The following is a 23,700-nucleotide window of genomic DNA, read 5'->3' as shown; positions in this document are numbered from 1 at the left end:
GTTAAAGAGGTTTTTAGCCGTTTGATTTCAATGACGTACCTCTTGCATACCATACTTTAATGACAGTTTATAAAGTATGATTGTATACAATATATAGTATGCGATTAAGATTTGTACATGGTTTTGTTGAATTATTATCAACGTAATGAGGTGTTTAAATAAGAAACAAGGTTTTTAAGTTCCTTTTTCATTAACAAAATCAAAGAGGTACAAATCTAGGTACGGACAGAAAAAAATTTACTATTTTTTATGTAAACGAGTGTTTGACTTGCTGTTATAAGTAGGAGGGAGTTTTTAATTCGAAAGTGGTGGCTGTACATTAATGGTAACGAACGAAGCTTTCACATGGGCGTGTTATACAGCTAGGAGAAAAAAGTCCGATACTAATATCGGACTTTTCTTTTGTTAGTGGTCTAGTGGGCTCTTGTAGCCATCTGGTTTTAGTGCTAACACATCACAGTCCAAACTGTCGATCACATGCTCTGCTGTATTGCCAATTAATGCTGCGCTCAACCCTGTGCGTCCAACTGTGCCAATGACAACTAGCTCAGCTGACTTTTTCTCTGCGACAGAGGGGATCACATCTTCAGGGAGACCTTCTTCAATAATGCATTTTTCTCTGGCAATTTCGAACTGGTTGGCCAAAGACCATGTTTCGTCTTCGTGATGCTTTTTCACCGCTTCGCTATATTGAGACGGATTGAACTCGGGGATCTCTATTGCAATATTCACCGGAGTTGCTGGGTAGGTATTAACCAAACTTAAAGACGCATTTGCTAAATTACAAATGAATTTTGCGTCTTTAATTATTCGTTGGTTGAGCTCTTGATGTTGTTCATTGTCACTTACAGAGTTGACCGCAGCAATAATTTCACCATGCTCAGGCCAAGCTTGATCTTTAACCAGCAAAACGGGAGCAGGGCACTTTCTTATTAAATGCCAATCAGTTGGCGTAAAAATCACTGACTTTAGAGTGTCGTGTTGATGTGTGGACTTAATGACGATGTCGAACTGTTCGTTGAGTACTTCTTCAATAATGGCTTCATACGGCCGATTGTGCCATACCACTTTGGCTCGTATATCAAGATCTGTATATTGCTCTATCAACACATTGATCCACGCTTCTCTATCCTTGATGACCGCAAGCCTCATGGCCTCACGCTCCTCTTTAGAGAGCATTGTTGTCATCTCATAGGAAAAATCATAGATGGAAAGGAACGCCGTTATTTCAGCACCGGTTGTTTGCGCGAGACTAATTGAGCGCTCAAGACTGTTTTGCTGCTCTTTAGTCGGGTCAATAACAGTAAGGATTCTCTTTATCTTATCCATACAAGCCTCCTGTGGCACTTGGCTAATCAATATACTTTGAGTGTAACTGATATAGCCAAGGTATAAAGCTATTTCGATGGAAAAATTGGTTTAGATCAAGTAGTAATACCTGCCGCAGCAGCTAATCCTTGTGACTCTAAAATAGTAATGAATTTGCCTTCGACTTTGATAAGACCAGCTTTTTGGAATCGGCTCAGTAGCCTACTAATTGTCTCAACAGTGAGGCCAAGATAATTACCAATTTCGCCTCGAGTCATAGTAAAGCGGAACTCTTTACGAGAAAAACCACGTTCACCAAAACGATTAGATAGATTAAAGATAAATGTTGCGAGCCTTTCTTCAGCGGTCTTTTTGTTGAGTAACAGCAACATCTCTTGATCGTAATTGATTTCATTGCTCATTAAGCGCATGATCTGCTGTCTAAGTTTTGGCAATTTACCAGCGAGCTCGTCCAGTGTATCAAATGGTATTTCGCATACCATGGACGTTTCAAGTGCTTGAGCGAAGCTTTGATGTTGCATTTTATTGATAGCATCAAAACCCACCAAATCACCAGCAAGATGGAAGCCTGTAATTTGCTCGTCACCTTGTTCAGACAGGGTGTAAGATTTAAATGAGCCAGATCTCACAGCAAAGATAGCCTGAAGTGGTGAGCCAGACTCAAACAAAAAGTCTCCTTTGTGAAGAGGCTTTTTGCGCTCAATGATTTCATCGAGCTTATCCATTTCGTTGCCGTTAAGTGAATAAGGCAGACAAAGCTGGCTTATACTGCAATTTGTACAACTTATTGTACACTGACTTTTGGAGCGATTATTTAAATCCATAATTAATCCATTACTCTTAGACGCACATAAAAAATAAATTCAAAAATTGCATGAAATAAAAACTTAAATATTTCAATTAAGTTCAGTACTTCGAAATTTTCACGATACAAGCCTTTAAAAACTCCTGCTTTTAAAAGCTTAATTGATGCTTGCTATTATCTAATATTCGCAAGCATAAAACTAGATTAATCTACTAATTTATTACTAGTAATGATAATCAAGTAAAACCCATACCACACAAAAAGGTTTCCTAGCGCAATGCGCGTAATTGTGTGGTTCAAAAATTTGTTCAGCAACTGCGCTGACTGCCCCGCAACCAAGAGTGCAGGGAAGGTACCCAAGGCAAAAGCTACCATAGTAAGCGCTCCGTAAAGAGCGCTTTTGGCTTGTAGGCTCCACAATAGTGCGGTGTAAACTAGGCCACATGGCAGCCACCCCCAAAGTGCGCCGTATGCTAATGCTTTTGTCTTGGTATCAATTGGCAAAATATGTTTGTTTAACTTCACAATTCGTTGCCAGATAATGAAGTCACCAAGTTTTTCTAACCAGTTTAAAGTACCTGCAATTCGCATGATGTATAAACCGACTAACAACATAAAAAAGCCGCTTAAGTAAGACAAAGCCAGCGCAAAAGAAGTGTGTTGTTTGGCCAATGAAACACCCAGCGAAGCGACAAGTAACCCCGCTACAGCGTAGCTCACTAGTCGCCCCAGGTTGTATAAAAAGGCGACAACTAGTGGTTTTTGCTTTGTTTGTGCTAACTGCAAGCTTGACGCAATTCCACCGCACATCGCCAAGCAGTGTCCGCTACCCATCAAGCCCATAAAAAATGCACTGGCAAAACTAATTTCCATCATTACTCTTTTTGTGCTGCTCTTTGTCATCTTCAAATAAAATACTGTGAGCTTGCTTGTTTAGATCAGAGAACTGTTCACTTCTGACAGCCCAGAAAAACACACCAATTGCGATGACGACAAATAAGATGGCGATGGGGATCAATATGTAAATTATACTCATAGCTTTAGTAACCTTAATGAGTTAGTTATTACCACGATTGAACTTGCAGACATGCCAATCACAGCAAGCCAAGGCGGCACCAGCCCAAGTGCTGCCATAGGTAGGATGGATCCGTTGTAAAGCAAAGAAATAGTCAAGTTTTGTCTGATTATTTGCTTTGTTTTAATGGCAACACTTTGTAGTGTTTTTAGTGAATTTAGATCACTATTTAACAGTACTACATCGGCTGTATTTTTTGAAATATCAGCACCTGTTTCCATCGCAATTGATAAATGAGCGGTATTGAAAACCGGGCTATCATTCACACCATCTCCAACCATTGCAACAATATGCGCTTTATCAGCCCACTGTGCGACCACGTTTTGTTTATCTTTTGGCGAGCAAGCTTGTTTGTAGGAATCTAATCCCAACTCATTGGCAAGATTACTTGCCGCATTGGAGCTATCGCCCGTTAGCATATGGCAGGTAAGCTGTTGTGCTTGTAAAAACTCAATGACCTCAGGTGCACTGCTCCTAACCTTATCTTGAAGATAAAAATCAGCAACGGGGTGTTTATCTATGAATAACGTTGCTTGAGAAAATGAGGCATGGCTGCCAAACCAGTTTGCCTTGCCGATAGCAACGTCTTTGCCGTCGTAATTACCGCTAACACCGAGTCCTGTGGCGACTACTGCATCTTTAATTTCAATGAAATGTTCGCTTTTGTCTATAAACGCTTTTGCAATAGGGTGTTCAGAGTAACGTTCCAATGCACAAGCAAGGGCCATTATCATTGGTTCAGTATACTGTTCGTCCAAAACGGCTACTTTCAAAATCGTAAATCGTCCTTCAGTAAGAGTACCGGTTTTATCAAACGCGTAACGAGTTACTTTTGGTGCCGTTTCTAGCACATGCGCTTCTTTAATAAGGATCCCTTTTTTGGTTAAGGTGGCAACAGCACAGGTTAGCGCTGTGGGTATAGCAAGGCTGAGTGCACAAGGACAGGTAGCAACCAAAACAGCAATAGTGACCCAAAACGCATGTTCAGGCTCAACGTGATACCAGCCAATTGCGGTGATTGAGGCAAAAATGAGCAAACACGCCACAAACCACTGAGCGACCTTGTCAGTTACTTCAACAATTTTTGGTCGTTTCATGAGTGCATTATGTTGCAGTTTAATGATCTGGTTTAGTAGGGTATTTTGTCCTACTTTATTAATTTTTAGAGTGATAGCGCCGTCGTGATTGAGAGTTCCTGCATAAACTTGATGGTTTACAAATTTTTTAATTGGTAAATGTTCACCTGTCATCATCGACTCATCGACGGTACTGGTGCCTTCAACAACAATACCATCGGCCGGAATGGTTTCTCCAGGTTTGACCAGAATTAGATCATTAAGAGCTAAGCTTTTTGCAGCAATGACCTCTTCAATGGCGCCGGTTATCTTTCTTGCAGTGAGTGGCATAAGTTTTTGTAAGTTTGCGGTAAACTCACTGGCCTTCATTCTGGCTCTAAACTCGAGGTATTTCCCAAGTAATAGTAAGAAGGTAAACATACAAATTGACTCGAAGTAGACTTCACCTACAGACATAACAGTGGCGTAACAGCTTGCGCCATAGGCTCCAAAAATAGCCAAAGAGACAGGTAAGTCCATATTCAGTTGACGGCTTTTAAGACCTTTAATCGCATTGGCAAGAAATGGCAGGGCAGAGTAGAGGATAACGGGTGACGCTAAAATTAGGCTTATCCACCTGAAGTATTGCTCAAATCCTTCATCCATCCCGGAGAACATGCCAAAATACATGGCGAATGCAAACATCATGACTTGCATCGTCATTAACCCAGCTACACCTAGTCGGCGCAAATATGCCTTTGCTGCGGCCTGCTTTTGTGCTGCTTCTTCATCAGCTTGAAATGGATAGGCTTTGTATCCTATCTGCAATAAAGCGCCAATTATTTCGCTCAGTTTTGTGCTTGAGTCTTGCCATAAAACCATAGCTCGGTGGGTGGAAGTGTTTACATCTACACGCTGTACGCCAGCAAGCGCAAGTAGTTGTTTTTCTATCAGCCAAGCACATGCAGCACAACTGATCCCTTCGACGCTAAGCAATACCTCTTTGTTGCTGCCTTGGTCGGCAACAAAGTCTTTTTGAATATCTTGATTGTCGTAACTGAGCAGTTCTTTTAATTGTTCTGGGACAAGTTCTTGTACTTTGCCACTAGACTCAGTACGAAACTTATAATAATCACTCATGCCTTGAGCGAGAATTGTCTCAGCAACGGCCTGACAACCTGTGCAGCACACAGGATTGGCAACACCTTCAAACATTACTTCGCCTTGAAATCCATGAGGTACGGCTTCGAGGCAATGAAAACAACTTTTTGCCATAAGACTTACTTGTATTGAGGTGTAATTGAAATCGGTTTGTCAGTCGGTAACTGTAGGTTTTCCTTCATTTTCCAACTGCTATCCATAGGTTCGATAAACACGGTGAATGCACCGTGATGTGCCTCATCTAGTAGTGCCGTAAATGCTCCACTGGCATTTGCCAGCAAAGTGAGTGAAAAATCATATTCTTTTATTGTTCGGTGATAGAAGGAGACTTTAAGTGCGTTAACTTTGCTGTGATCTCCCTTGGTAAAATTAAAACTCACGCGCTCATTTTCAACAACGAGGTCACCGTGTAAATATAGTGCTTTAGCTTTGTCGAATTTGCTCAATTCAAGGTTAATCGCTTTACCTTTTTTATAATAATCATCCACCACCATATCAGGTCCATTGCCCACTGCAACAGTGACTAGAATAACGCACGCGATGATGGTAACGAGCGGGAAAAACATCAAAAACCAAGGCCAAAAATTCTTATACCAGGGGGTTGGATTCATAATTGTTCACTACTTTACAATGTTGTTGTATCTACTTTATCGCAAGATTTATATATCTAAGCTCTATTTTTATTTTAAAGAGCAAGCCTCCAAATTCGGAAGCTTGCTTATTTCATCTAACTGTTTATTTGTCTTGCGACAAACTGTAAACATAGGCTGTTAGCAGGTGAACCTTATCTTCACCTAAAATGTCTTTCCAAGCTGGCATTACACCTGCACGGCCATGACGAACTGACTCTTCAACGGCTCTTTGGGAGCCACCATATAGCCAAATATTGTCCGTTAAGTCCGGCGCGCCAAATGGTAAGTTGTGGGCAACTGAACCTTTGCCATCCATACCATGACAGGCAGCACACATTGCAAACTTACTTTGACCTGCATCGGCGTCTTTTTGGTTAACCTTTCGACCTGATAAGCTCAAAACATAAGCGGTCATCTCTTTTACGCCTTGCTCTCCTAATGCAGCTTCCCAGCCAGGCATAGCTGCAACGCGACCTTGTAAAAGAGTCTCTTTAATTTGCTCAGGGTTGCCACCATAAAGCCAATCTTTATCCGTTAGGTTTGGAAAGCCCAACCCACCGCGCGCATCCGAACCATGACACTGAGCGCAGTTTTGTGCGTAGAGTCTTTGGCCAATTTCAAGCGCTTCTGAGTCGTTTGCAAGCGTTAATACATCTTGCTCTGCAAATGCTTTAAAGATAGGGCCAAAGCGTTCATCTGCCGCTTCGAACTCTTTGTCGAGCTGAACCCATAGGCCTTTGTCTTTGGCTTCTAAAATCGCTTGTTTAGATTCTTCAAGGGAAGTGACCCCTTGGTTAGAACTTGTCCAGCCTAACAAACCTACGAAATTGCCCAAACCTGGGTACATCGCAAGGTAATACACAGACCAAACGAACGTTGCGAAGAACATGTAAGTCCACCACTTTGGCAATGGATTGTTAAGCTCTTCAATGCCGTCAAACTCGTGACCACAACTGGCACCTTCTTCGACCCCTGTGTAGTTTTTCAGGTTCCAAATCAGTAGGCCAAAGATTAGAGCCAGACATGCTAAGGTCAATACAATGACCCAAATACTCCAAAAGCTAGTCATTTTTCAGACTCCTTTTCCTCTTTTGAGACTGTGTTGTCGTGTTCTATTTCGTCGTCGAAAATGGCTTTCGCAGCGTCGTCAAAACGACTTTTCGTTCGCTTACTGTATGCCCACACAACAATCACAATGAACAGTACTAAAATTACCAGAGTTAAAATGCCTCTGTATGTGCCGTAATCCATAATAAATTACTTCAAATGCGTGCCAAGTTGTTGCAAATAAGCTATGAGCGCTTCCATTTCTGTCTTGCCTTCCACAGCTGCTTTTGCACCTTGAATATCTTCATCGGTATATGGCACACCGAAGTTTTTGAAGACTTCAAGTTTCTTAGCGGTTAATTTACCATCCAGTATGTTCTCTTCTAACCAAGGGTAACCTGGCATATTAGATTCAGGAACTACGGAGCGAGGGTCGATTAAGTGCGCGTAGTGCCAGTCGTCAGAGTAGCGACCACCTACGCGAGCTAAATCAGGGCCAGTTCGTTTGGAGCCCCATTGGAAAGGGTGATCCCAAACAGATTCACCGGCAACAGAGTAGTGTCCATATCGCTCAACTTCGTCACGAAATGGGCGGATCATTTGTGAGTGGCAATTGTAACAACCTTCACGTACATAAATATCTCTGCCTTCCATTTCGAGTGCCGTGAGCGGACGCAAACCATCTACTGGCTTTGTTGTGTCCTTTTGGAACATTAGCGGCGTTATCTCTACCAATGCACCAAAGCTAATTGCAAACACAGTTAGAATCGCCATCAAGCCGACATTTTTTTCTACAATCTCATGTTTGTTTGTCGAATTATTGTTGCTCATATTCGATACCTCTTAAGCCATTTGTGTGTTTGCATCAGTAGCCAAAGAGCCACTTTTTGCTGTAACAGTACGGTATACGTTATAAGCCATTACTAGCATGCCGACTACGATGAACACACCACCTAAGAAGCGCATGATATAGAATGGGTATGATGCTTCTAAAGACTGCACAAAACTATACATAAGTGTGCCGTCAGAGTTCACTGCTCGCCACATCAAGCCTTGCATTACACCTGAAATCCACATTGCGACAATGTATAGAACAACGCCTACAGTGTGTAACCAGAAGTGTGTGTTGACTAGCTTGACGCTATACATATTTGCATGGCCAAAAAGAGCAGGGATTAAGTGGTAGATAGCGCCGATTGATATCATTGCAACCCAACCTAATGCACCTGAATGTACGTGACCTACAGTCCAATCGGTGTAATGTGACAGCGCATTTACAGACTTGATTGCCATCATTGGGCCTTCAAATGTTGACATCCCGTAGAAAGACAAAGATACAACAAGGAAGCGTAAAACAGGGTCTGTACGAAGCTTGTGCCATGCCCCTGATAGCGTCATGATGCCGTTGATCATACCACCCCATGAAGGGACAAATAGAATGACTGACATCACCATACCTAAAGACTGAGTCCAATCAGGTAGGGCAGTATAATGAAGGTGGTGAGGACCGGCCCAAATATAGAGAGAAACAAGTGCCCAAAAGTGTACAACTGACAATCTGTACGAGTAAACCGGGCGACCTGCTTGTTTTGGAACGAAGTAGTACATCATACCCAAGAAGCCCGCGGTGAGTAAGAAGCCTACTGCGTTGTGCCCGTACCACCATTGAACCATGGCATCTACAGCACCTGCATAGATTGAATACGATTTTGTAAGCGACACCGGTACAGCCATGCTGTTAACTATGTGAAGAACAGCAACAGTTATGATAAATCCTGCATAGAACCAGTTGGCAACATATATGTGAGAGACCTTACGGTTAATCAATGTGCCAAAAAAGACAACAGCATAGGTTACCCAAACAACCGCGATTGCGATATCAATTGGCCACTCTAGCTCAGCGTATTCTTTTGAGCTTGTAATGCCCAAAGGCAGGGTAATTGCGGCTGCAACGATAATTGCCTGCCAGCCCCAAAATGTAAAAGAAGCTAATTTGTCAGAGAATAGACGCGTTTGGCAAGTACGTTGCACAACGTAGTAAGACGTTGCGAATAATGCACTTGTGCCAAATGCGAAAATAACAGCGTTCGTATGTAACGGACGAAGTCGAGAGTAAGTCAACCATGGAATGTCGAAGTTTAAAGCAGGCCAAGCAAGTTGCGCTGCGATAAAGACACCTACACCCATGCCAACGATGCCCCAAATCACTGTCATTATAGCGAATTGGCGTACAACTTTATAATTGTACTCAGTTTGTGATGCTACTGTTTGGCTCATTTTCTGGATTCCGCTGCAGTTAATGCGTTTAGAAATGATTAACCTGTAAAACAGGCCCTATATTTTATATTTCAACAGTCCCGCTTTGCGTACGCTAAATAAGACAAAGCAAGCCTGAGAAACCCTTATTTTTGCAAGGAAATAATAATTTTTTTGCAAAACAAAAGATACCTAAAACACCCCAAAGCATGACATCAATCAAGTTTTCAGCAGGTAGTTAAAAACCGCTGAGTTTTCATGACCACGGTCAAGCCAACCGAGATTAATTTCAACCTCAGCTGGCTCCTAAATCTTGATAAGCGTAGTATCATAGGCATATGTATAAGACGAATTATCAGCTTAAATTATGCGCTATTTTTCAACATTCGCTTTGGTATTTTTAATTTATTTACTTGCGTCTTGTTCAGACCTATATATAAGTATACATGAAAGTTCAGAAAAAAGTGAACGTTCAGTCAAAACTAAAAATTGCGTTCAGTCTGAACCGTGTCAATTGGGGAATGGTGTGAGATATTGGATGTCAAATGCTCAACTTAAGGCTGAGGAGCCTTTCGAGATCTTTATTGAAGCGCCCCATGATATGCAAATTCAAGGTGCACATATTGAAGGCGTGTCTATGTACATGGGAAAAATCCCCATTTTTTTCCATGAAGTGAAAACTGGGAGATGGAAAGCAGATGCAATGCTCGGGTCGTGTAATTTAACGGAAATGAAGTGGCGGATCGTGTTCGCTGATAATAGCAAACTGTCATCAAGCGGACCAGCTTACCTATTCTCTTATCGTCAATAATTGATACTACACTTTCCCCAACTTTTCTTAAAATTGCAATTTTACAAATCGCCCCCTTTCTTTAATATTGTAATTTTACTGTAACTTATATTGCAGTGTTATTGAAACATAAGGTGGATATTATTCTGGGTTTGTTACTCTAAACATACGAAATATAGGGCGTTTGGGTTAATTTTCAGGTGTTTTTCTGATTTAGTAGTAACGATCTCTGTATTGTTTTGTTGATTTTTATTGGTTAGTTTGTTTTCATATGCGTAACAATGTGGAGTTTGTGTATATTCGTGGTTTCTGAATTGTTGTTTTTTTTGGAGGTCATTAGCCAAAGAAATGCAAAAATAAACATGCGCTTTTTTTGCTAAGTACAAATGAATTAACAAGAAATTTTGAAAAAATTAGCCCGAGCACTAGAGAATTACTCTATAACAACTACGCTTAAAACAAATAAAAGAAAAATCTATAGGCATTTAAGGAGGCCTCCTGTGGTGAATAAAAAAATTTACCTTACCCCTATCTCCGCTTCAATTGCGTTTTCACTTGGCCTGTCTGGTTGTAGCCTGTTTGAGAGCGAAGACTCGACCACGGTAGTACCAGTTGATCCCGTACAACCAGCTGACGTTGAAGGTACTGCGTCGGTTGACTTCAATGTTTTTGTTTCTGGTAAAGCTGTAAAAGGTACATTAAGAGGCGCAGAGCTTGTAGTTAAAGAGTTAAAAGGTGGCGAGCTGGTAGATGTTGCTTATAGAAGCAACCTAGAAACTGTAGAAAAGAAAGCAACAGCAGCGTCTGAAGCTGAAGCAGTTGCGCAAGCAAAAAGCCAAATAGTCAGTGAAAGCCCGGCATCTTTGGTTACAGCAGACGACGGTACGTATGGTTTTTACATTGACCAACAGTTTAGTGGTGCTCTTTATATTACGATTAAAACGACCAAGTCTAGTGGATTTATAAAATGTGACGCGCTGTTAGGGTGTGGTGACTTTACTGCAGCAAACGAAAATGATGTTAACTCAAACTCAAAAGTTGACTTTAATGAGTGGTATCAAGACGATTTGACACTAAATGTGGTAAAAGAGATCACTGCTCAAGCTAGTCGTCAGGCAAGGGGTGCAGAAGGCACAACTAAGGCATACACGGCCAACGCAACCATATTTACAACGCTTGCTTCTGAACTTTTACAAAAAGTATCTGAAGATGGTGGCGCGATCGATTCTGATAGTGTCTCAAATGCAAGTTTGAGCACTTTGTTATTGCTGATGGGTCCAGAAGCGACAAAAGATGCGGTTTTACTGACAGGTGATATTTCTCTTGGCGGTGCCGTTGATTTTACAAATGTAACTGCTGAAGACACAATTGATGCTGGTACATTGGCACTGATTAATGTTGCATCAACAATTCAAAATATCGCTTCTAGCTCAAATGACGGTTCTTCTTTAGAGTCTGTACTGACAACTCTAAAGCAAGGTGTCAGTGATGGAAGCCTTAAAGACAGTAATAATGAAGCGGTTGCAGCGCTTGCTACAACACTCCAAGAAGAAGTTAATAAAACAGCGACGGTATTTGTTGCTATCGCCAGCGGTGATGTTGAAGCAATTAAAGCAGCACTGAAAGAAGTCGCGCCGGATCTCAGTGATGACGCATTAAATGAATTGGCTGAGAAAGCAAAAGATGCGCGCGACCAAGCGATTGAATCAGGTGCTACCGATGAAGACGCACTTGAAGATGCGGCGGAAGATTCGAAGAAAGCCGTTGAAGACCTTGGCTGTCAAGGGGATGAGTGTAACACTGATGATACAACCTTGATCAATGACAGTTTAGCAGAGTTACAGACCACGCTTACTCAGGCACAAGAGCAATTTACAGCGCTTAATCAGTCTTATACAGAGCAAAATACAGTTCTAGGCACTGTTGTTTCACTAGGTGGAGCGGCAGAATCTCAAGAGCAAAAAGAGGCTTATCTAAAAGCGGCTGATGACCTTGTTGCGGCTCTTGCAAATCTGAACCTACAACAAAATGTCACTGCGTTGGTTTCTCAGGCTGGCCAGCTTTTGACCAGTGCACAAGGCCTACTAACATTGACGCAAGATGCTCAAGGTGCGGTTACGAATTCACAAGCGCTTGTGACAAACTCAGACACACTTAACACAAACGTAGCAGCACTAATAACGGCCGCTAATGGTGAGCGCGAAAAAGCGATTGCAGCCATTGACGATGCTGCGAATGCGGCAAAAGTACTTGCTGAAGCTGCTCTAGAAAGGGCTAAAGCAAGTGAGCAGACTTTCAATACAAGCAATGCTGAGGTGTCAGCACTATTTGCAGAAGCAACTAGTCAGTTTGCCGCCGCAGGTAGTAATTTAGCTGCGCTTGAAACAGCATTGGCGACAGCTGAAAACGCCGTTGAAAAATTCAATGCATTGAATGCACTAACAGATGGGTTTTTAACTGATGTAAATACAGCTAAAACTCGTGCTGACGAATATGTGGCAGTAGCAACTGATGCATTAAAAGAAGGTGCTGAGCAACTACTCGCAGATGCGACATTAGTCCAAACCAATGTAACAAATGGCATCAATAACTTTAAGGCGAGTGAACAGGGTATTCGTTCTTTGAGAACAAATGTTACTTCAGCTGTTGATACTGCAAGAGGTAAGTCAGGTACAGAGAAACTGACTTCAATCGCATTTGTGACAAAAGAAGGTGCTGATGCGGTATTTAATGCAGGTGAAGTTGTATACGATGTTGTGAGAGACATTTGGGACCAAAACCTTGATTCTGGTTCTCATAATGGCACAGCGCCTAACTACCCTGAGTGGACATATCGTTATAACACTGAGACCTATGAAGTTGAGTTGACGAATACGCAAGGAGATGAACATATTCTTGCTAATGCTCAGGTAAATTCGGGCGCAACGAGTAAAATTATTTTAACGTGGACTGGTACGTTGAAATCGACGGAAGGTCAAACAGTTCAAGTTAAATCATCTGATTTGGCTGAGTGTGAGCGTTGGGCCCTAGATGTAGTTGCACAACCAAATGCTTCATGTTCCGTGATTTTTGTTGATGGCAGTATTACCACAATTGAAGATGCTAGAAACTTTGATGCATCTAAAGCGCAGACATTCAATATTGTTGAATTTGTCGATGGTCAATACGGTTTTGACGGTACTCTATATTCAGAACTCACTTCAACTGATAGTGCAGGTAATTCAATTCCACTATTTGTTAATGACGCAATTGAACACGCAAGCATTGTTGTATCAGGAACGACAGAGGGTCTTCTGTTCACTGCGGACTTCGCGCTTAAGAACGAAGACAACAATGATGACCTTGGTTTAGCGAAAATTATGCTAAATGAGTTTAATGGCTATGTATTCAACGTAGATCTCGTCGATACAGATGGTCCATTGCTTGGTGATGTAACACTATACAATGATACAACGCCTGTGAAAGTTGGTGATGTGATTGAAATTACAAATGGATTTAGAGTGACTTATAACGATGGCTCTGTCATTGATTATACTGATATCGACTTCCTAGGACAAAATACCAACTAGTTTATTCTTCACAATAATAAAAGGAAGGCGGTTTATACCGCCTTTAACTTAATATTTATGACAAAACCCAATGCTCTTCTTTTGGCAATACTTTTTTCTACTTCTTCGTATGCCAACGATTTCGAAATAATTAACAACTTCGACTCTGAAATATATACTGAAGCTCAACCAGTCAAATCATTTCTTGATGAGTTTAATAAACCCCTTGAATCTGGCGACAGTGCTTTTACTTTCAATGTTTTTGAACTTGGTGTTAAGTATAAAGGGGTCTCTTTGGGCGCTCAAAGTCGGTATAACTATGCACTTGAGTTTGATCCAGACACTGCGCTATTTACCTACCTAGAGAAAAATGACCTTCCATTTGAAAAGAGAAACTATCGTTATTTACTAAAGGGTAAACAGTCAACAACACATGGCGTTTTTCTTGCCTATGATGTGGCTTTATTTGATAACTCACTGACTATCACGCCCAAAGTAACCTATTATCAGAGTGCTCATTTCCAAGACGCGACCGTTGATGGCACCATATTTAGTGATGAAATAAAAGGTGATCTACAAACACAGTACTTCTTTTCTAAAGACATTTTATTTAAGTCTTTCACACCTGACCAAAGCCCTGAAGGCAAAGGTTATTCTTTCGACTTATCGATTGATTGGCAAATTAGTGATGATTTGAATGTGTCATTTAAAGCGCTCGATTTAGTCAATGAAACTAAATACGAGGGGGTGGGCTTTGTCAATGGTGTGACAACCGATGTGCCTTTTATTGAGGAAGGGGACAGTATTGTCACTGAACCTTCAATTCGCTTGCGTACATCTGCGTTTAACCGAGAAGTCGATTATACATTTGAACACGATGCCAGATATTATCTAGATGTATCCTATCGTTTAAATGGTCGCGTATCGTTTGATGTATTTACAAGACGATTTTATAAAGACACATTTGTACAAGGCAACGTGAATTATCACTTTAATGATAGTTGGCGTGTATTTTCAGGGTATGAATCGAATTCCAAAGCTGTAGAGTTGGGCGTTGCGAATGAGTATTTCGGCTTTTCTGTCAAAACTGACAAGTTGGATTTAGATGATGCGCACTATGCAAACATTAACTGGTTTGTCCGTTTGGTGTTGTAGGAGGTAATTATGATAAAAAGAAGTGTACTGTGCCTACTCATTACTGGTCTAGCAGGATGTGGTGGAAGTAGCGATGAAGTTCCACAAGTTTCTGATATTCAACCAGGGTTTGGCAATGATATAACTGAGAGCTTTGAAGCTGATATGCGGTTTTATGCACCAAGTTTTATTAGCCAAAAAGGTGAACTGATAATACAAAACCTCAAAGGTAATGTTGAAACACGTCATCAAGTTGAATCGCTAAATCGCTTTTCTTTGACCTTACCAGTTGATGGCCAATATCATTTTAAGTTTGAGCCAGATAATAGCCAAGTGTCCTGCCCTAGAGAACAAGGTTGCGGGCGTTCATTGTTAAATGACCCAAATGATCTGAACGGTAATAACGAAATTGATTTTGGCGAACCAATTAATGCTGAAATTAGCTATGAGGCAATTGCGCTGCCTGTGCCCGGTCTCAATCAATTATTATTCTCTACGTTTTCAAGTGCATTGGTGTCAGCTAAGTTAGATAGTGCTATTTGGTCTTTAACCGCAGCGCCAAACTATCATATTACGCAAAGTACCATACTCAATGAGCAAAAAGCTGAGTATGTCGCAAACGCACTAACCTACGCAGATATTATGCAGCAGCATACTACCGGTCAAAAAGATACCTCGCTGTTTTCAAACGCAATTGCAGAGGGAGTAAGTGGTAATAGCGAGGCGATATCAGTATACAAACAATTGGCTAATCAGTATTTATCGGAGACATTACTGTCAGAAGAGTCAAACACTGTGTACCGAGTGTCCTCAGCTAAGGTACTTTTAGAAGTGAATGAGCTACTTAGACTAAACTCTTCTAGAGAACTACATACTGAGATAAAGCCGTATACTAATGAATTACTTACTGAAGTAAGAAATGCGTTGGGTGTTCTGCGTCTTCAAGACGAGCAATATAGCGAGGAAATAAAATCGAAGCTTGAGGAAGTTGAAGACTTAGCAAACTCGGATGCGCAAAATGCATTTTTAGCTTCGCTAGAAGTCATCGGCGATGTAGTGAAGCATGTGTCTCCTTTTGAAGGCTCAGTGGCTGGTGAGTACTCGTTACCTGGACTCAACATCGAATATCAGACAGAGAACGGTTTTCGGTGGATCATAACGGGTGTCAGACGTGGATTTGAGGTTGATATGGATATTACCGTGCCTCAATGGCGGATCAGCCCATTATTGGGAGATAAAATTGTTGGGTCTGGTAAGGGATCGGTAACTAAACCTGATATTGCGCTAGACTTCGTTTTTGATCAATTTGAAATTGTAACTGAAGGACGTTTTGACCCGAACAACATAGAAGAAGTTGTAGGGGTGTCAGATGCTACTGGCAATGTAAAATTGACTCAAGGGAGCTCGATTTTGTCCGGTGATATCGAAATCGACTATTTGAGAAATCGATTAAGCGTCCGCACTATCAAAGCTGTGATCCCATATTTATCAATTGATGGTGTTTTAACAACCCCAAATCAAGTGACGCCAATCAGACTGTATGCTAACGAGCGCTCGCCGTTGGCAATGCGTTCTGATATGGATCTCGTTTTTGGTGCGCAATTGGAGCTTCCATTGAACGGTGGAAAGGATTTAAGGATTCAACTCTCAGGCGAGCCTGATATGTTATCCGATTTCACATCCGCGGATGTTTCACTTATTTTAGGTGGGCACGTGAGTGAAGTAACAGTTACAAACCTGGTAGGGAATATCAACCTAATTGTACGTGGTCGAGATGGTTACTGGGTCGATATCAAGAAAAAGAAGGAATTGTATACCGGAGGGTTCTATTTTGGTGATAAACTCGTGGGAGATGTACGAACAATCAGAGGCATCCCTGGGATTTTATTTCCTGATGGGAGCTTTGAATCCTTGTTCTGATTGTTTTGAATGAACAAAATAAAGGGCCACAATGGCCCTTTTTTATTTGGTGGTTGTAGAGTGAAAAAAGTCGTTGTTGTAGAAACGTTGAGGCTTGCTTTAGAAAAAAAATTGTATGAAGCCCAAGCCGCAGCTGATAGTGCACGAATGGATGCGATTCATGAGCAAAGTGCTGCTGAAACACAGTATGACTCATTGAGCATTGAGTCGGGTTATTTGGCAGAAGGGCAAAGCGAACGTGTTGAGCAGGCACATTTTGCAATCAATGCATTTGAGTCAGTGTTTAAGACCGACAAAATCAGCTCTGTGGTAGAGGGGGCACTGGTTAAGCTTAGTGACGAGGAAGGCGATTTATATTGGTATTTTATCGGGCCGACCGAAGGTGGTCTTAAAGTCACAATCTCGAACACGCAGATATTAGTACTTACCTTGCAATCTCCATTAGGGCAAGTATTGAAGGGTAAGCAGCTAGACGATGAAGTTGAGTTCGATTTTAATGGCTCAAAACAGTTTTTTTATATCGACGAGATTATATAGTCGATTTTATACGTCAAAGCAGATTTCATTTATTGTTAAGCAACCTCTAATATGCCGAACTTAAGTTCACGATTGATATGGTACAATCATCACCATGATGAGCATTTTAATGGAAGTTTTTTCAATGGGTTTTAAAGTCAATCACTATGCGGCAAAAACAATAAAAAGAACCCATACAGTGGATTGGGAGCTGATTTCAATCGAGTTGATAGTTGGTGTTATCTGCTGCGTACTTGCTGTTGTTGGCTATAAGGCGAGTATGTTACTTATTTTCATTCCTGCGGCTTTGATTGCTTCGCTTTGCCTGATGGGTATTGTTTATAGTTTTTATTTTTGTATTAAAGAAAGGCAAGCTAAGCGCAAATAAAGTTGAATCGTTGTTAGATGTCGTTGCAATAGTTGATAAGCAATTTACGACTTGAATAATGAAGAGTTTTACGCATGTACTGGCATTTTATCGTTCAAAAATCTAGTTTTGACGCTGGTTGTCGAAGCGCCCGTGACTGAAGAAGTACTTTTTCCGAACGGGACGGGATACTGAGTTTCGCTGTAATATCGTCACATCATTGTATACGTCATCACTATAGATGAATAAGGAGCTAACACCATGGTTGCAGGTACAATAGGGTATGAAAGAGATGTTTTGGCCTTTGCAAAGGTGAGTTTCGCACTTGAGTTTGAGTATATAAACAAAGAGTTTTTACCTTTCTTACCAGATGCACCAGCACGAGTACTCGATGCTGGGTGCGGCGTAGGACAGAACTCTGCGGCACTATTTAAAATGGGCTACGATGTTGTTGCTGTAGAGCCCTTAGGCGCCTTTCTAGAAGCAGCTAAGTTGCAGTTTCCAGAGTTAGAAATTAACTGGCAGCAAGATAGTTTACCTGATTTGAAGCTGCTGACACCCCGTGATGTGCTATTTGACTTTATTCTGATGGATGGCGTTTGGCATCATTTAAACTATTCGCAAAGAAAGCGCTGTATCGATAGATTGTCTAATTTGTTGTCTCCTGGCGGCGTTTGCGCTATTTCTTTGAGAAATGGTCCGGCAGGAAAAGGCACCCATATCTTTCCAACCAGTTGCAATGAACTATTCAAGTATGCGAAGGAGTGTGGGCTCGAAGTTGTGTTCCATGTAGAAGATCAGCCCAGCAAGATGCCAAATAAACACAATGTAACTTGGTCTCGAGTTGCGCTAAGAAAATAGCTTTTTTCTGACAATTTTTCGATAAGCGCTCGGTGTTTGGTTCATTTGCTCTTTAAAAGCCCTAGATAGCTGGCTCTGTGAGTTAAAGCCAACCGTCAAGGCAACTTCCTGAATGCTTAAGTTACTCGAGGCCAATAGCTCGCATGCCTGTTGGAGTCTAACTTCTTGCAAATATGCAATGGCCGTTTTACCTGTGGCAGCTTTAAATCGGCGGTTGAAGCTTCGATAACTTATACCAAATTGCTGCGCAACTTCTGCCAGTGATAAGGCGGAGCTCGCATTGTTCTTTAGCCAAAACTGGATAGCGGCAATTTGTTCGTCACTGTGCCGATCGACAGCACCCTCTAAGTAACGTTGCTCTTCATAGGGCTTTCTGATCTCATGGGAAAAATTTTGTTGCACGTGATTTGCAGCGTCTTTGCCATAAAACTGACCGATCAAATGAACCACAACATCCGCCAAGGCGTTGAGACTGGCTACAGTGTACAACCTATCAGACTGGGTTATGAAGTAGTCGGGTTTGAGTTCAACAGCAGGGTAGCTTTTCATAAATTGCTTAGCATAGTGCCAATGTGTCGTTGCTGAGTGACCATTTAACATACCTGACTCGGCCAAAAAGCACACCCCTGTGCCCACGCCAATAACAGTTGCGCCTCGCTCCCACGCAAAGGCCAAATTTGTGGCTAGTTGGGGGTTGTGCCGAACAACGGGCCTCGGGTTTCTCCAAATACTAGGCACAATAATATAGTCGTAGCTAGTTAAAGACTGAAAGTCAGATTGTACAGCCATATTGATACCAACATTCGTTGTTATATGATTTCCATCTTCACTTAAGCATTCTATGGCGAGGGGTTTAAAGTTTTGACCCTTATGCCGCTTTGCATAAGCTTCACCAGCTTTGAGCATTTCAATAGGCAGCGTAACGCTGGTGATCAATAATTGCTCATATAAAGTGATGGCTATTTTTATTATTTCCATAAAACTCATCGGATCTGGTTAGGTTGGCGAAAAAAGTCAATTCAGTGGCGAATTGTGTAAAGTTATATTATCTACTTCATTCTAGAATTATTGCAACAAATATGTATTAAAGAGTTAAGTATGACAGCATTACCTATTATTGTCGGTATGGGTGGTATTAATGCCGCAGGTAGAACATCTTTTCACCAAGCGTATCGCAGAATTGTGCTAGATAAATTAGATAATGACGCAAGAGCAGATACTTTTTTAGGTCTGGCGACTTTGATGAACTTAGTGTCAGTGGAAGGAGACAGTCTTGTCACCCACAATGGCGATGTCATCAGTAAGTCAGAAGTTGAAGCCAAAGTTGGTGAGCAAGTAATAGCTGGTACTTTAATTCGAAGAATAGAAAAGAACCACTTTGATGTAGACGCAACGCATTGGCAGCAGAAGCTAACGATTACGGCTAATACAGAGCAGGGGATCCGCTTTACCTGTCGTAAAAAAGACTTGCCTACACCTGTGCCAAGTAGCTGGTTGGTCGAAGAGGTAGATGCAAAAACGGTTAACGTCCACGTTCCTGAGCAATTAGAAGTTAAACACGACAGCTTCAGAGACAATCCAATTAAAGCTGCTGGCCAGTTACCTACAGGTTTTGAACCCGCAAAGATGTACAACAGCCGTTACCAACCACGTGGATTACAAGCCACGATATTTGCCGCAACTGATGCGATAAAATCAACAGGCCTTGATTGGGACAGTGTTATGTCTCGTGTTAAGCCTGATGAAATTGGCACTTACTCAGCGTCCGTTGCGGGACAGATGGATAATGAAGGTCTTGGCGGGCTGGTAAGAAGTCGACTGAAAGGTGAGCGTGTAAGTACTAAGCAGTTGGCATTAGGATTAAATACTATGTCAACTGACTTTATCAATGCGTATGTAACAGGAAGCGTAGGTACAACATTCTCGACAGCAGGGGCGTGTGCCACTTTCCTTTACAATTTACGCGCGGCTGTTAATGACATTCAAACAGGCCGTACACGTGTAGCGGTTGTGGCCAGTGTTGAATGTGCGCTTACACCAGAAGTGATTGAAGGCTTTGGTAATATGGGCGCGCTTGCAAATGAAGAAGGTTTGAAAAAGCTGGACAATACAGAGCAAGTTGATCATCGCAGAACGAGTCGCCCATTTGGTGAAAACTGTGGTTTCACTATTGGTGAAGGTGCACAGGTTGCAATTTTGATGGATGACAAACTTGCCTTAGAACTCGGTGCTGAGGTAATGGGTTCAGTCGTAGATGTTTTTGTAAATGCTGATGGCGTCAAAAAGTCAATTACAGCGCCAGGGCCAGGTAATTATATTACGATGGCAAAATCTGTGGCATTAGCACAGGAAATTGCAGGTGAAGAATCGCTAAAAGAGCGTAGCTTTATCTTGGCTCATGGTTCAAGTACTCCGCAAAATCGCGTTACAGAGTCAGCTATTTACCATAAAGTCGCAGAGGCATTTTCGATTAATGGCTGGAAGCTTGCGGCTCCAAAAGCCTATGTTGGGCATACAATTGCGCCGGCATCAGGTGACCAGTTAGCAATGGCTTTGGGGGTATTTAGCCATAATATTATGCCGGGTATTACGACAATTGATAAAGTTGCGGACGATGTCCATGATGAGCATTTAGACATACGTAATTACCACTATGATTGTGGCGACATGGACATTGCGTTCATCAACTCCAAAGGCTTTGGTGGAAACAATGCTACAGCGACCGTGTTTTCGCCAAAAGTAACGCACAGTTTACTGGCAAAGCGTCATGGCGAAGATGCGCTAAATGTGTATCAGCAAAAACTAGCGCAAACTTCTGAGAATCAGCAAGCATATAAAGAAGCCGCAGATTTAGGTAAATATGAGCTGATTTATCGCTTTGGCAACGGCATGGTGGATGAATCACAACTGACCTTAGACCAAAACGAACTGCGCATTCCTGGTTTTGAAGAAGCGATTAAGCTAACTGGTAACAATCAGTATGCTGATATCAGCAAATAGAATTAATGTTAAGCAACAAAGGCGCTAGGGAATAGCGCCTTTTTTTGTGCGTTGAGTACTGGTGATCAACGCAAGTGTTTGGCGTGAAACTCAATGTGTTGTTCGATAAATGAACTGATGAAAAAGTAGCTGTGGTCGTAGCCGCCGTGCAACTGATACTCAATGTCATAGCCGATATTTTTAGCTGCGTTGAGCAGTGCCTCAGGTTTTAGCTGGTCTACTAAAAAAGTATCATCAGCGCCTTGGTCAATTTTGATTGGGACTTGTCTAGATATGGTATTTTGTCTCAATAACGCTGTTGCATCGTATTGTGCCCAAGTGGCTTCATCATCTCCCAAATAACCTCTAAATGCTTTGACACCCCAAGGACAATCGATTGGGTTTGAAATGGGAGCAAATGCCGAGATACTCTCGTACTGGAGACTATTTCTAAGGCCGATGGTCAATGCACCATGACCGCCCATAGAGTGACCACTGATTGCTTTTTTAGTGCTGACAAAGAAGTTTGATTCAATGAGTTTTGGCAGCTCATTTGTCACATAGTCATACATGTTGTAATGCGTTGAGTAAGGTGCCTGTGTCGCATTTAAATAGAAACCTGCGCCTAGCCCAAAGTCGTAACTACCATTTTCATCGTCAACAACGTCATCACCACGAGGGCTAGTATCCGGCGCGACAATAACAAGCCCATGTTCGCTGGCATATTTGAATACACCGGCTTTTTGCATAAAGTTTTCATCAGTGCATGTCAGCCCTGAAAGCCAATATAAAACGGGGAGCTTAGTGTCGTTACTTACTGACTTTGGTAAGAAAATAGCAAAGGTCATCTCGCAATTGTTAGTGGAGCTCTGATGCTTGAAGCGTTTATGCACGCCGCCAAACACTTTGTTTTCGCTGATTAATTCCATATATTTTACGCTATTTAGAGATAAATAAAGATTCGAGTGGAAATCTGCGGCAGGTGGTAGACTTGCCGCGCGAAATCACAATTAGTAATGAATGACCGAGCGAATGCTCTTACCTTCGTGCATCAGATCGAAAGCTTCGTTAATTTCATCTAATGCCATCGTGTGGGTAATAAAGTCATTTAGCTTAAATTCACCATCCATGTAACGTTCTACAATTTCCGGTAGCTCTGAGCGACCTTTTACACCGCCAAAAGCAGAACCACGCCAGACTCGACCTGTAACAAGTTGGAATGGACGTGTTGAGATCTCTTGACCCGCACCTGCAACGCCAATGATCACCGATTCACCCCAGCCTTTATGGCAACACTCAAGAGCACTGCGCATTACATTGACATTACCGATACACTCAAAAGAAAAGTCGACACCACCATCTGTCATTTCTACAATGACTTCTTGAATTGGTTTGTCATAGTCGTTCGGGTTGATTAAATCAGTCGCGCCAAGCTTAGTTGCTAAATCGAATTTGTCGGTGTTTATATCGATCCCGATAATACGGCTAGCTCCGGCCATGGTGGCGCCAATGATCGCAGATAAACCAATGCCGCCTAAGCCGAATATGGCAACCGTATCGCCTTTTTGAACTTTAGCAGTATTTAGTACCGCACCCATACCAGTTGTCACACCACAACCTAATAAGCAGATCTCTTCTAGCGGTGCTTCTTTATTTACTTTAGCTAATGAAATTTCTGGTAAAACTGTGTATTCAGAGAAAGTAGATGTCCCCATGTAATGATAAATAGGTTCACCATCTTTGTAGAATCTAGTCGTGCCGTCTGGCATTAAACCTTTACCTTGGGTTTCTCGGATTTTCTGACAAAGGTTGGTTTTACCTGAAGTACAGAATTTACATTCACCGCATTCTGGCGTGTAAAGTGGTATCACATGGTCGCCGATTTCAACACCTGTAACGCCTTCCCCAACGGCTTCAACAATACCTGCACCTTCGTGGCCTAAAATTGCAGGGAAAACACCCTCTGGATCTTCACCTGAAAGGGTGAAGGCATCGGTATGGCATACACCGGTCGCAGTAATTTTCACCAGCACTTCGCCAGCTTTGGGCATCATGACGTCCACTTCCTCAATACTGAGTGGTTTTCCTGGTCCCCAAGCAATGGCGGCTTTGGATTTAATGAATTGTGTCATGTTCTTGTTTTCCTGTTTTATAGAGAGGCTTAAGTATAACCTTTATTATAAATTTGATAATCTCGAAAATAATAAAAGACTTTTACGGATATG

The 23,700-nt window shown here is 41.8% G+C and carries 21 protein-coding genes; 8 read left to right on the top strand and 13 right to left on the bottom strand.

Translation table 11 applies throughout. From position 1 onward, the window contains the following. Window positions 1-405: 405 nt before the first annotated feature. The 10 genes from uspE to ccoN all read right to left on the bottom strand — a co-directional run bounded on the left by uspE (window position 406) and on the right by ccoN (window position 9,381). Window positions 406-1,329 carry a universal stress protein UspE gene (uspE, locus tag MHN81_RS06985; RefSeq protein WP_023401634.1) on the bottom strand — a complete coding sequence of 308 codons (924 nt, stop codon included), beginning with the start codon at window positions 1,327-1,329 and terminating at the stop codon, window positions 406-408. 95 nt (window positions 1,330-1,424) lie between these two features. Then, a complete protein-coding gene (locus MHN81_RS06980) occupies window positions 1,425-2,153 on the bottom strand; it encodes an FNR family transcription factor (RefSeq protein ID WP_023401635.1) in 729 nt (242 codons plus the stop codon). A 185-nt stretch (window positions 2,154-2,338) separates the two neighbouring features. Then, window positions 2,339-3,010, bottom strand: a complete 672-nt coding sequence (locus tag MHN81_RS06975) for a sulfite exporter TauE/SafE family protein (protein WP_239425371.1) — start codon at window positions 3,008-3,010, stop codon at window positions 2,339-2,341. Then, entirely contained in the window at window positions 2,997-3,170 is a 174-nt protein-coding gene (gene ccoS / locus MHN81_RS06970; protein WP_023401637.1) for a cbb3-type cytochrome oxidase assembly protein CcoS, read from the bottom strand. The genes MHN81_RS06975 and ccoS overlap by 14 nt, the downstream gene beginning before the upstream one ends. After that, window positions 3,167-5,539 (bottom strand): heavy metal translocating P-type ATPase, encoded by a 2,373-nt coding sequence (locus MHN81_RS06965; protein ID WP_023401638.1) that lies wholly within the window; start codon window positions 5,537-5,539, stop codon window positions 3,167-3,169. Before MHN81_RS06965 ends, ccoS begins: the two co-directional genes overlap by 4 nt. 5 nt (window positions 5,540-5,544) lie before the next feature. Next, on the bottom strand, window positions 5,545-6,036 hold the full coding sequence (locus MHN81_RS06960) for a FixH family protein (RefSeq protein WP_023401639.1): 492 nt from the start codon (window positions 6,034-6,036) through the stop codon (window positions 5,545-5,547). Between the two features lie 124 nt (window positions 6,037-6,160). Then, window positions 6,161-7,126 carry a cytochrome-c oxidase, cbb3-type subunit III gene (gene ccoP, locus MHN81_RS06955; RefSeq protein ID WP_023401640.1) on the bottom strand — a complete coding sequence of 322 codons (966 nt, stop codon included), beginning with the start codon at window positions 7,124-7,126 and terminating at the stop codon, window positions 6,161-6,163. Next, a complete protein-coding gene (locus MHN81_RS06950; protein ID WP_023401641.1) occupies window positions 7,123-7,308 on the bottom strand; it encodes a cbb3-type cytochrome c oxidase subunit 3 in 186 nt (61 codons plus the stop codon). The genes ccoP and MHN81_RS06950 overlap by 4 nt, the downstream gene beginning before the upstream one ends. 6 nt (window positions 7,309-7,314) lie before the next feature. Next, window positions 7,315-7,935 (bottom strand): cytochrome-c oxidase, cbb3-type subunit II, encoded by a 621-nt coding sequence (gene ccoO / locus MHN81_RS06945; RefSeq protein WP_239425370.1) that lies wholly within the window; start codon window positions 7,933-7,935, stop codon window positions 7,315-7,317. A 12-nt stretch (window positions 7,936-7,947) separates the two neighbouring features. Continuing rightward, entirely contained in the window at window positions 7,948-9,381 is a 1,434-nt protein-coding gene (gene ccoN / locus MHN81_RS06940) for a cytochrome-c oxidase, cbb3-type subunit I (protein ID WP_023401643.1), read from the bottom strand. A gap of 505 nt (window positions 9,382-9,886) precedes the next feature. Between ccoN and MHN81_RS06935 the strand changes: the two genes are divergently transcribed. From MHN81_RS06935 to MHN81_RS06905, 7 genes are all read left to right on the top strand, one after another. Further along, window positions 9,887-10,171 carry a hypothetical protein gene (locus tag MHN81_RS06935; protein ID WP_155250821.1) on the top strand — a complete coding sequence of 95 codons (285 nt, stop codon included), beginning with the start codon at window positions 9,887-9,889 and terminating at the stop codon, window positions 10,169-10,171. Window positions 10,172-10,653: 482 nt separating this feature from the next. Next, window positions 10,654-13,719 carry a hypothetical protein gene (locus MHN81_RS06930; RefSeq protein WP_155735412.1) on the top strand — a complete coding sequence of 1,022 codons (3,066 nt, stop codon included), beginning with the start codon at window positions 10,654-10,656 and terminating at the stop codon, window positions 13,717-13,719. A gap of 81 nt (window positions 13,720-13,800) precedes the next feature. Beyond that, window positions 13,801-14,853: a hypothetical protein gene (locus tag MHN81_RS06925; RefSeq protein ID WP_231105449.1), complete on the top strand. Its 1,053-nt coding sequence runs from the start codon at window positions 13,801-13,803 to the stop codon at window positions 14,851-14,853. Window positions 14,854-14,862: 9 nt separating this feature from the next. Continuing rightward, window positions 14,863-16,752 carry a hypothetical protein gene (locus tag MHN81_RS06920; protein ID WP_239425369.1) on the top strand — a complete coding sequence of 630 codons (1,890 nt, stop codon included), beginning with the start codon at window positions 14,863-14,865 and terminating at the stop codon, window positions 16,750-16,752. 9 nt (window positions 16,753-16,761) lie between these two features. Beyond that, window positions 16,762-17,289: a GreA/GreB family elongation factor gene (locus MHN81_RS06915; protein WP_231105448.1), complete on the top strand. Its 528-nt coding sequence runs from the start codon at window positions 16,762-16,764 to the stop codon at window positions 17,287-17,289. Window positions 17,290-17,398: 109 nt separating this feature from the next. Beyond that, window positions 17,399-17,656 (top strand): hypothetical protein, encoded by a 258-nt coding sequence (locus MHN81_RS06910; RefSeq protein WP_239425368.1) that lies wholly within the window; start codon window positions 17,399-17,401, stop codon window positions 17,654-17,656. A gap of 240 nt (window positions 17,657-17,896) precedes the next feature. Beyond that, on the top strand, window positions 17,897-18,496 hold the full coding sequence (locus tag MHN81_RS06905) for a class I SAM-dependent methyltransferase (protein WP_239425367.1): 600 nt from the start codon (window positions 17,897-17,899) through the stop codon (window positions 18,494-18,496). On the opposite strand, the gene MHN81_RS06900 is transcribed toward MHN81_RS06905, so the two are convergent. Continuing rightward, complete coding sequence (locus MHN81_RS06900; RefSeq protein ID WP_239425366.1) at window positions 18,485-19,474, bottom strand: helix-turn-helix domain-containing protein; 990 nt, start codon at window positions 19,472-19,474, stop codon at window positions 18,485-18,487. The two genes, MHN81_RS06905 and MHN81_RS06900, sit on opposite strands and share 12 nt — an antisense overlap. Before the next feature lie 120 nt (window positions 19,475-19,594). Here MHN81_RS06900 and MHN81_RS06895 point away from each other — a divergent pair, with 120 nt between their 5' ends. Further along, window positions 19,595-21,496: a beta-ketoacyl synthase gene (locus MHN81_RS06895; protein WP_239425365.1), complete on the top strand. Its 1,902-nt coding sequence runs from the start codon at window positions 19,595-19,597 to the stop codon at window positions 21,494-21,496. A 65-nt stretch (window positions 21,497-21,561) separates the two neighbouring features. On the opposite strand, the gene fghA is transcribed toward MHN81_RS06895, so the two are convergent. Together fghA and MHN81_RS06885 are read right to left on the bottom strand one after the other, a co-directional pair. Continuing rightward, complete coding sequence (gene fghA, locus MHN81_RS06890) at window positions 21,562-22,404, bottom strand: S-formylglutathione hydrolase (RefSeq protein WP_239425364.1); 843 nt, start codon at window positions 22,402-22,404, stop codon at window positions 21,562-21,564. Window positions 22,405-22,485: 81 nt separating this feature from the next. Next, window positions 22,486-23,607, bottom strand: a complete 1,122-nt coding sequence (locus tag MHN81_RS06885; RefSeq protein ID WP_023401654.1) for an S-(hydroxymethyl)glutathione dehydrogenase/class III alcohol dehydrogenase — start codon at window positions 23,605-23,607, stop codon at window positions 22,486-22,488. Window positions 23,608-23,700: the final 93 nt, after the last annotated feature.

This window comes from Pseudoalteromonas sp. Of7M-16, from assembly GCF_022347805.1.
GTDB lineage: Bacteria > Pseudomonadota > Gammaproteobacteria > Enterobacterales > Alteromonadaceae > Pseudoalteromonas > Pseudoalteromonas luteoviolacea_F.
This window is presented reverse-complemented; position numbering and strand designations above follow the sequence as displayed.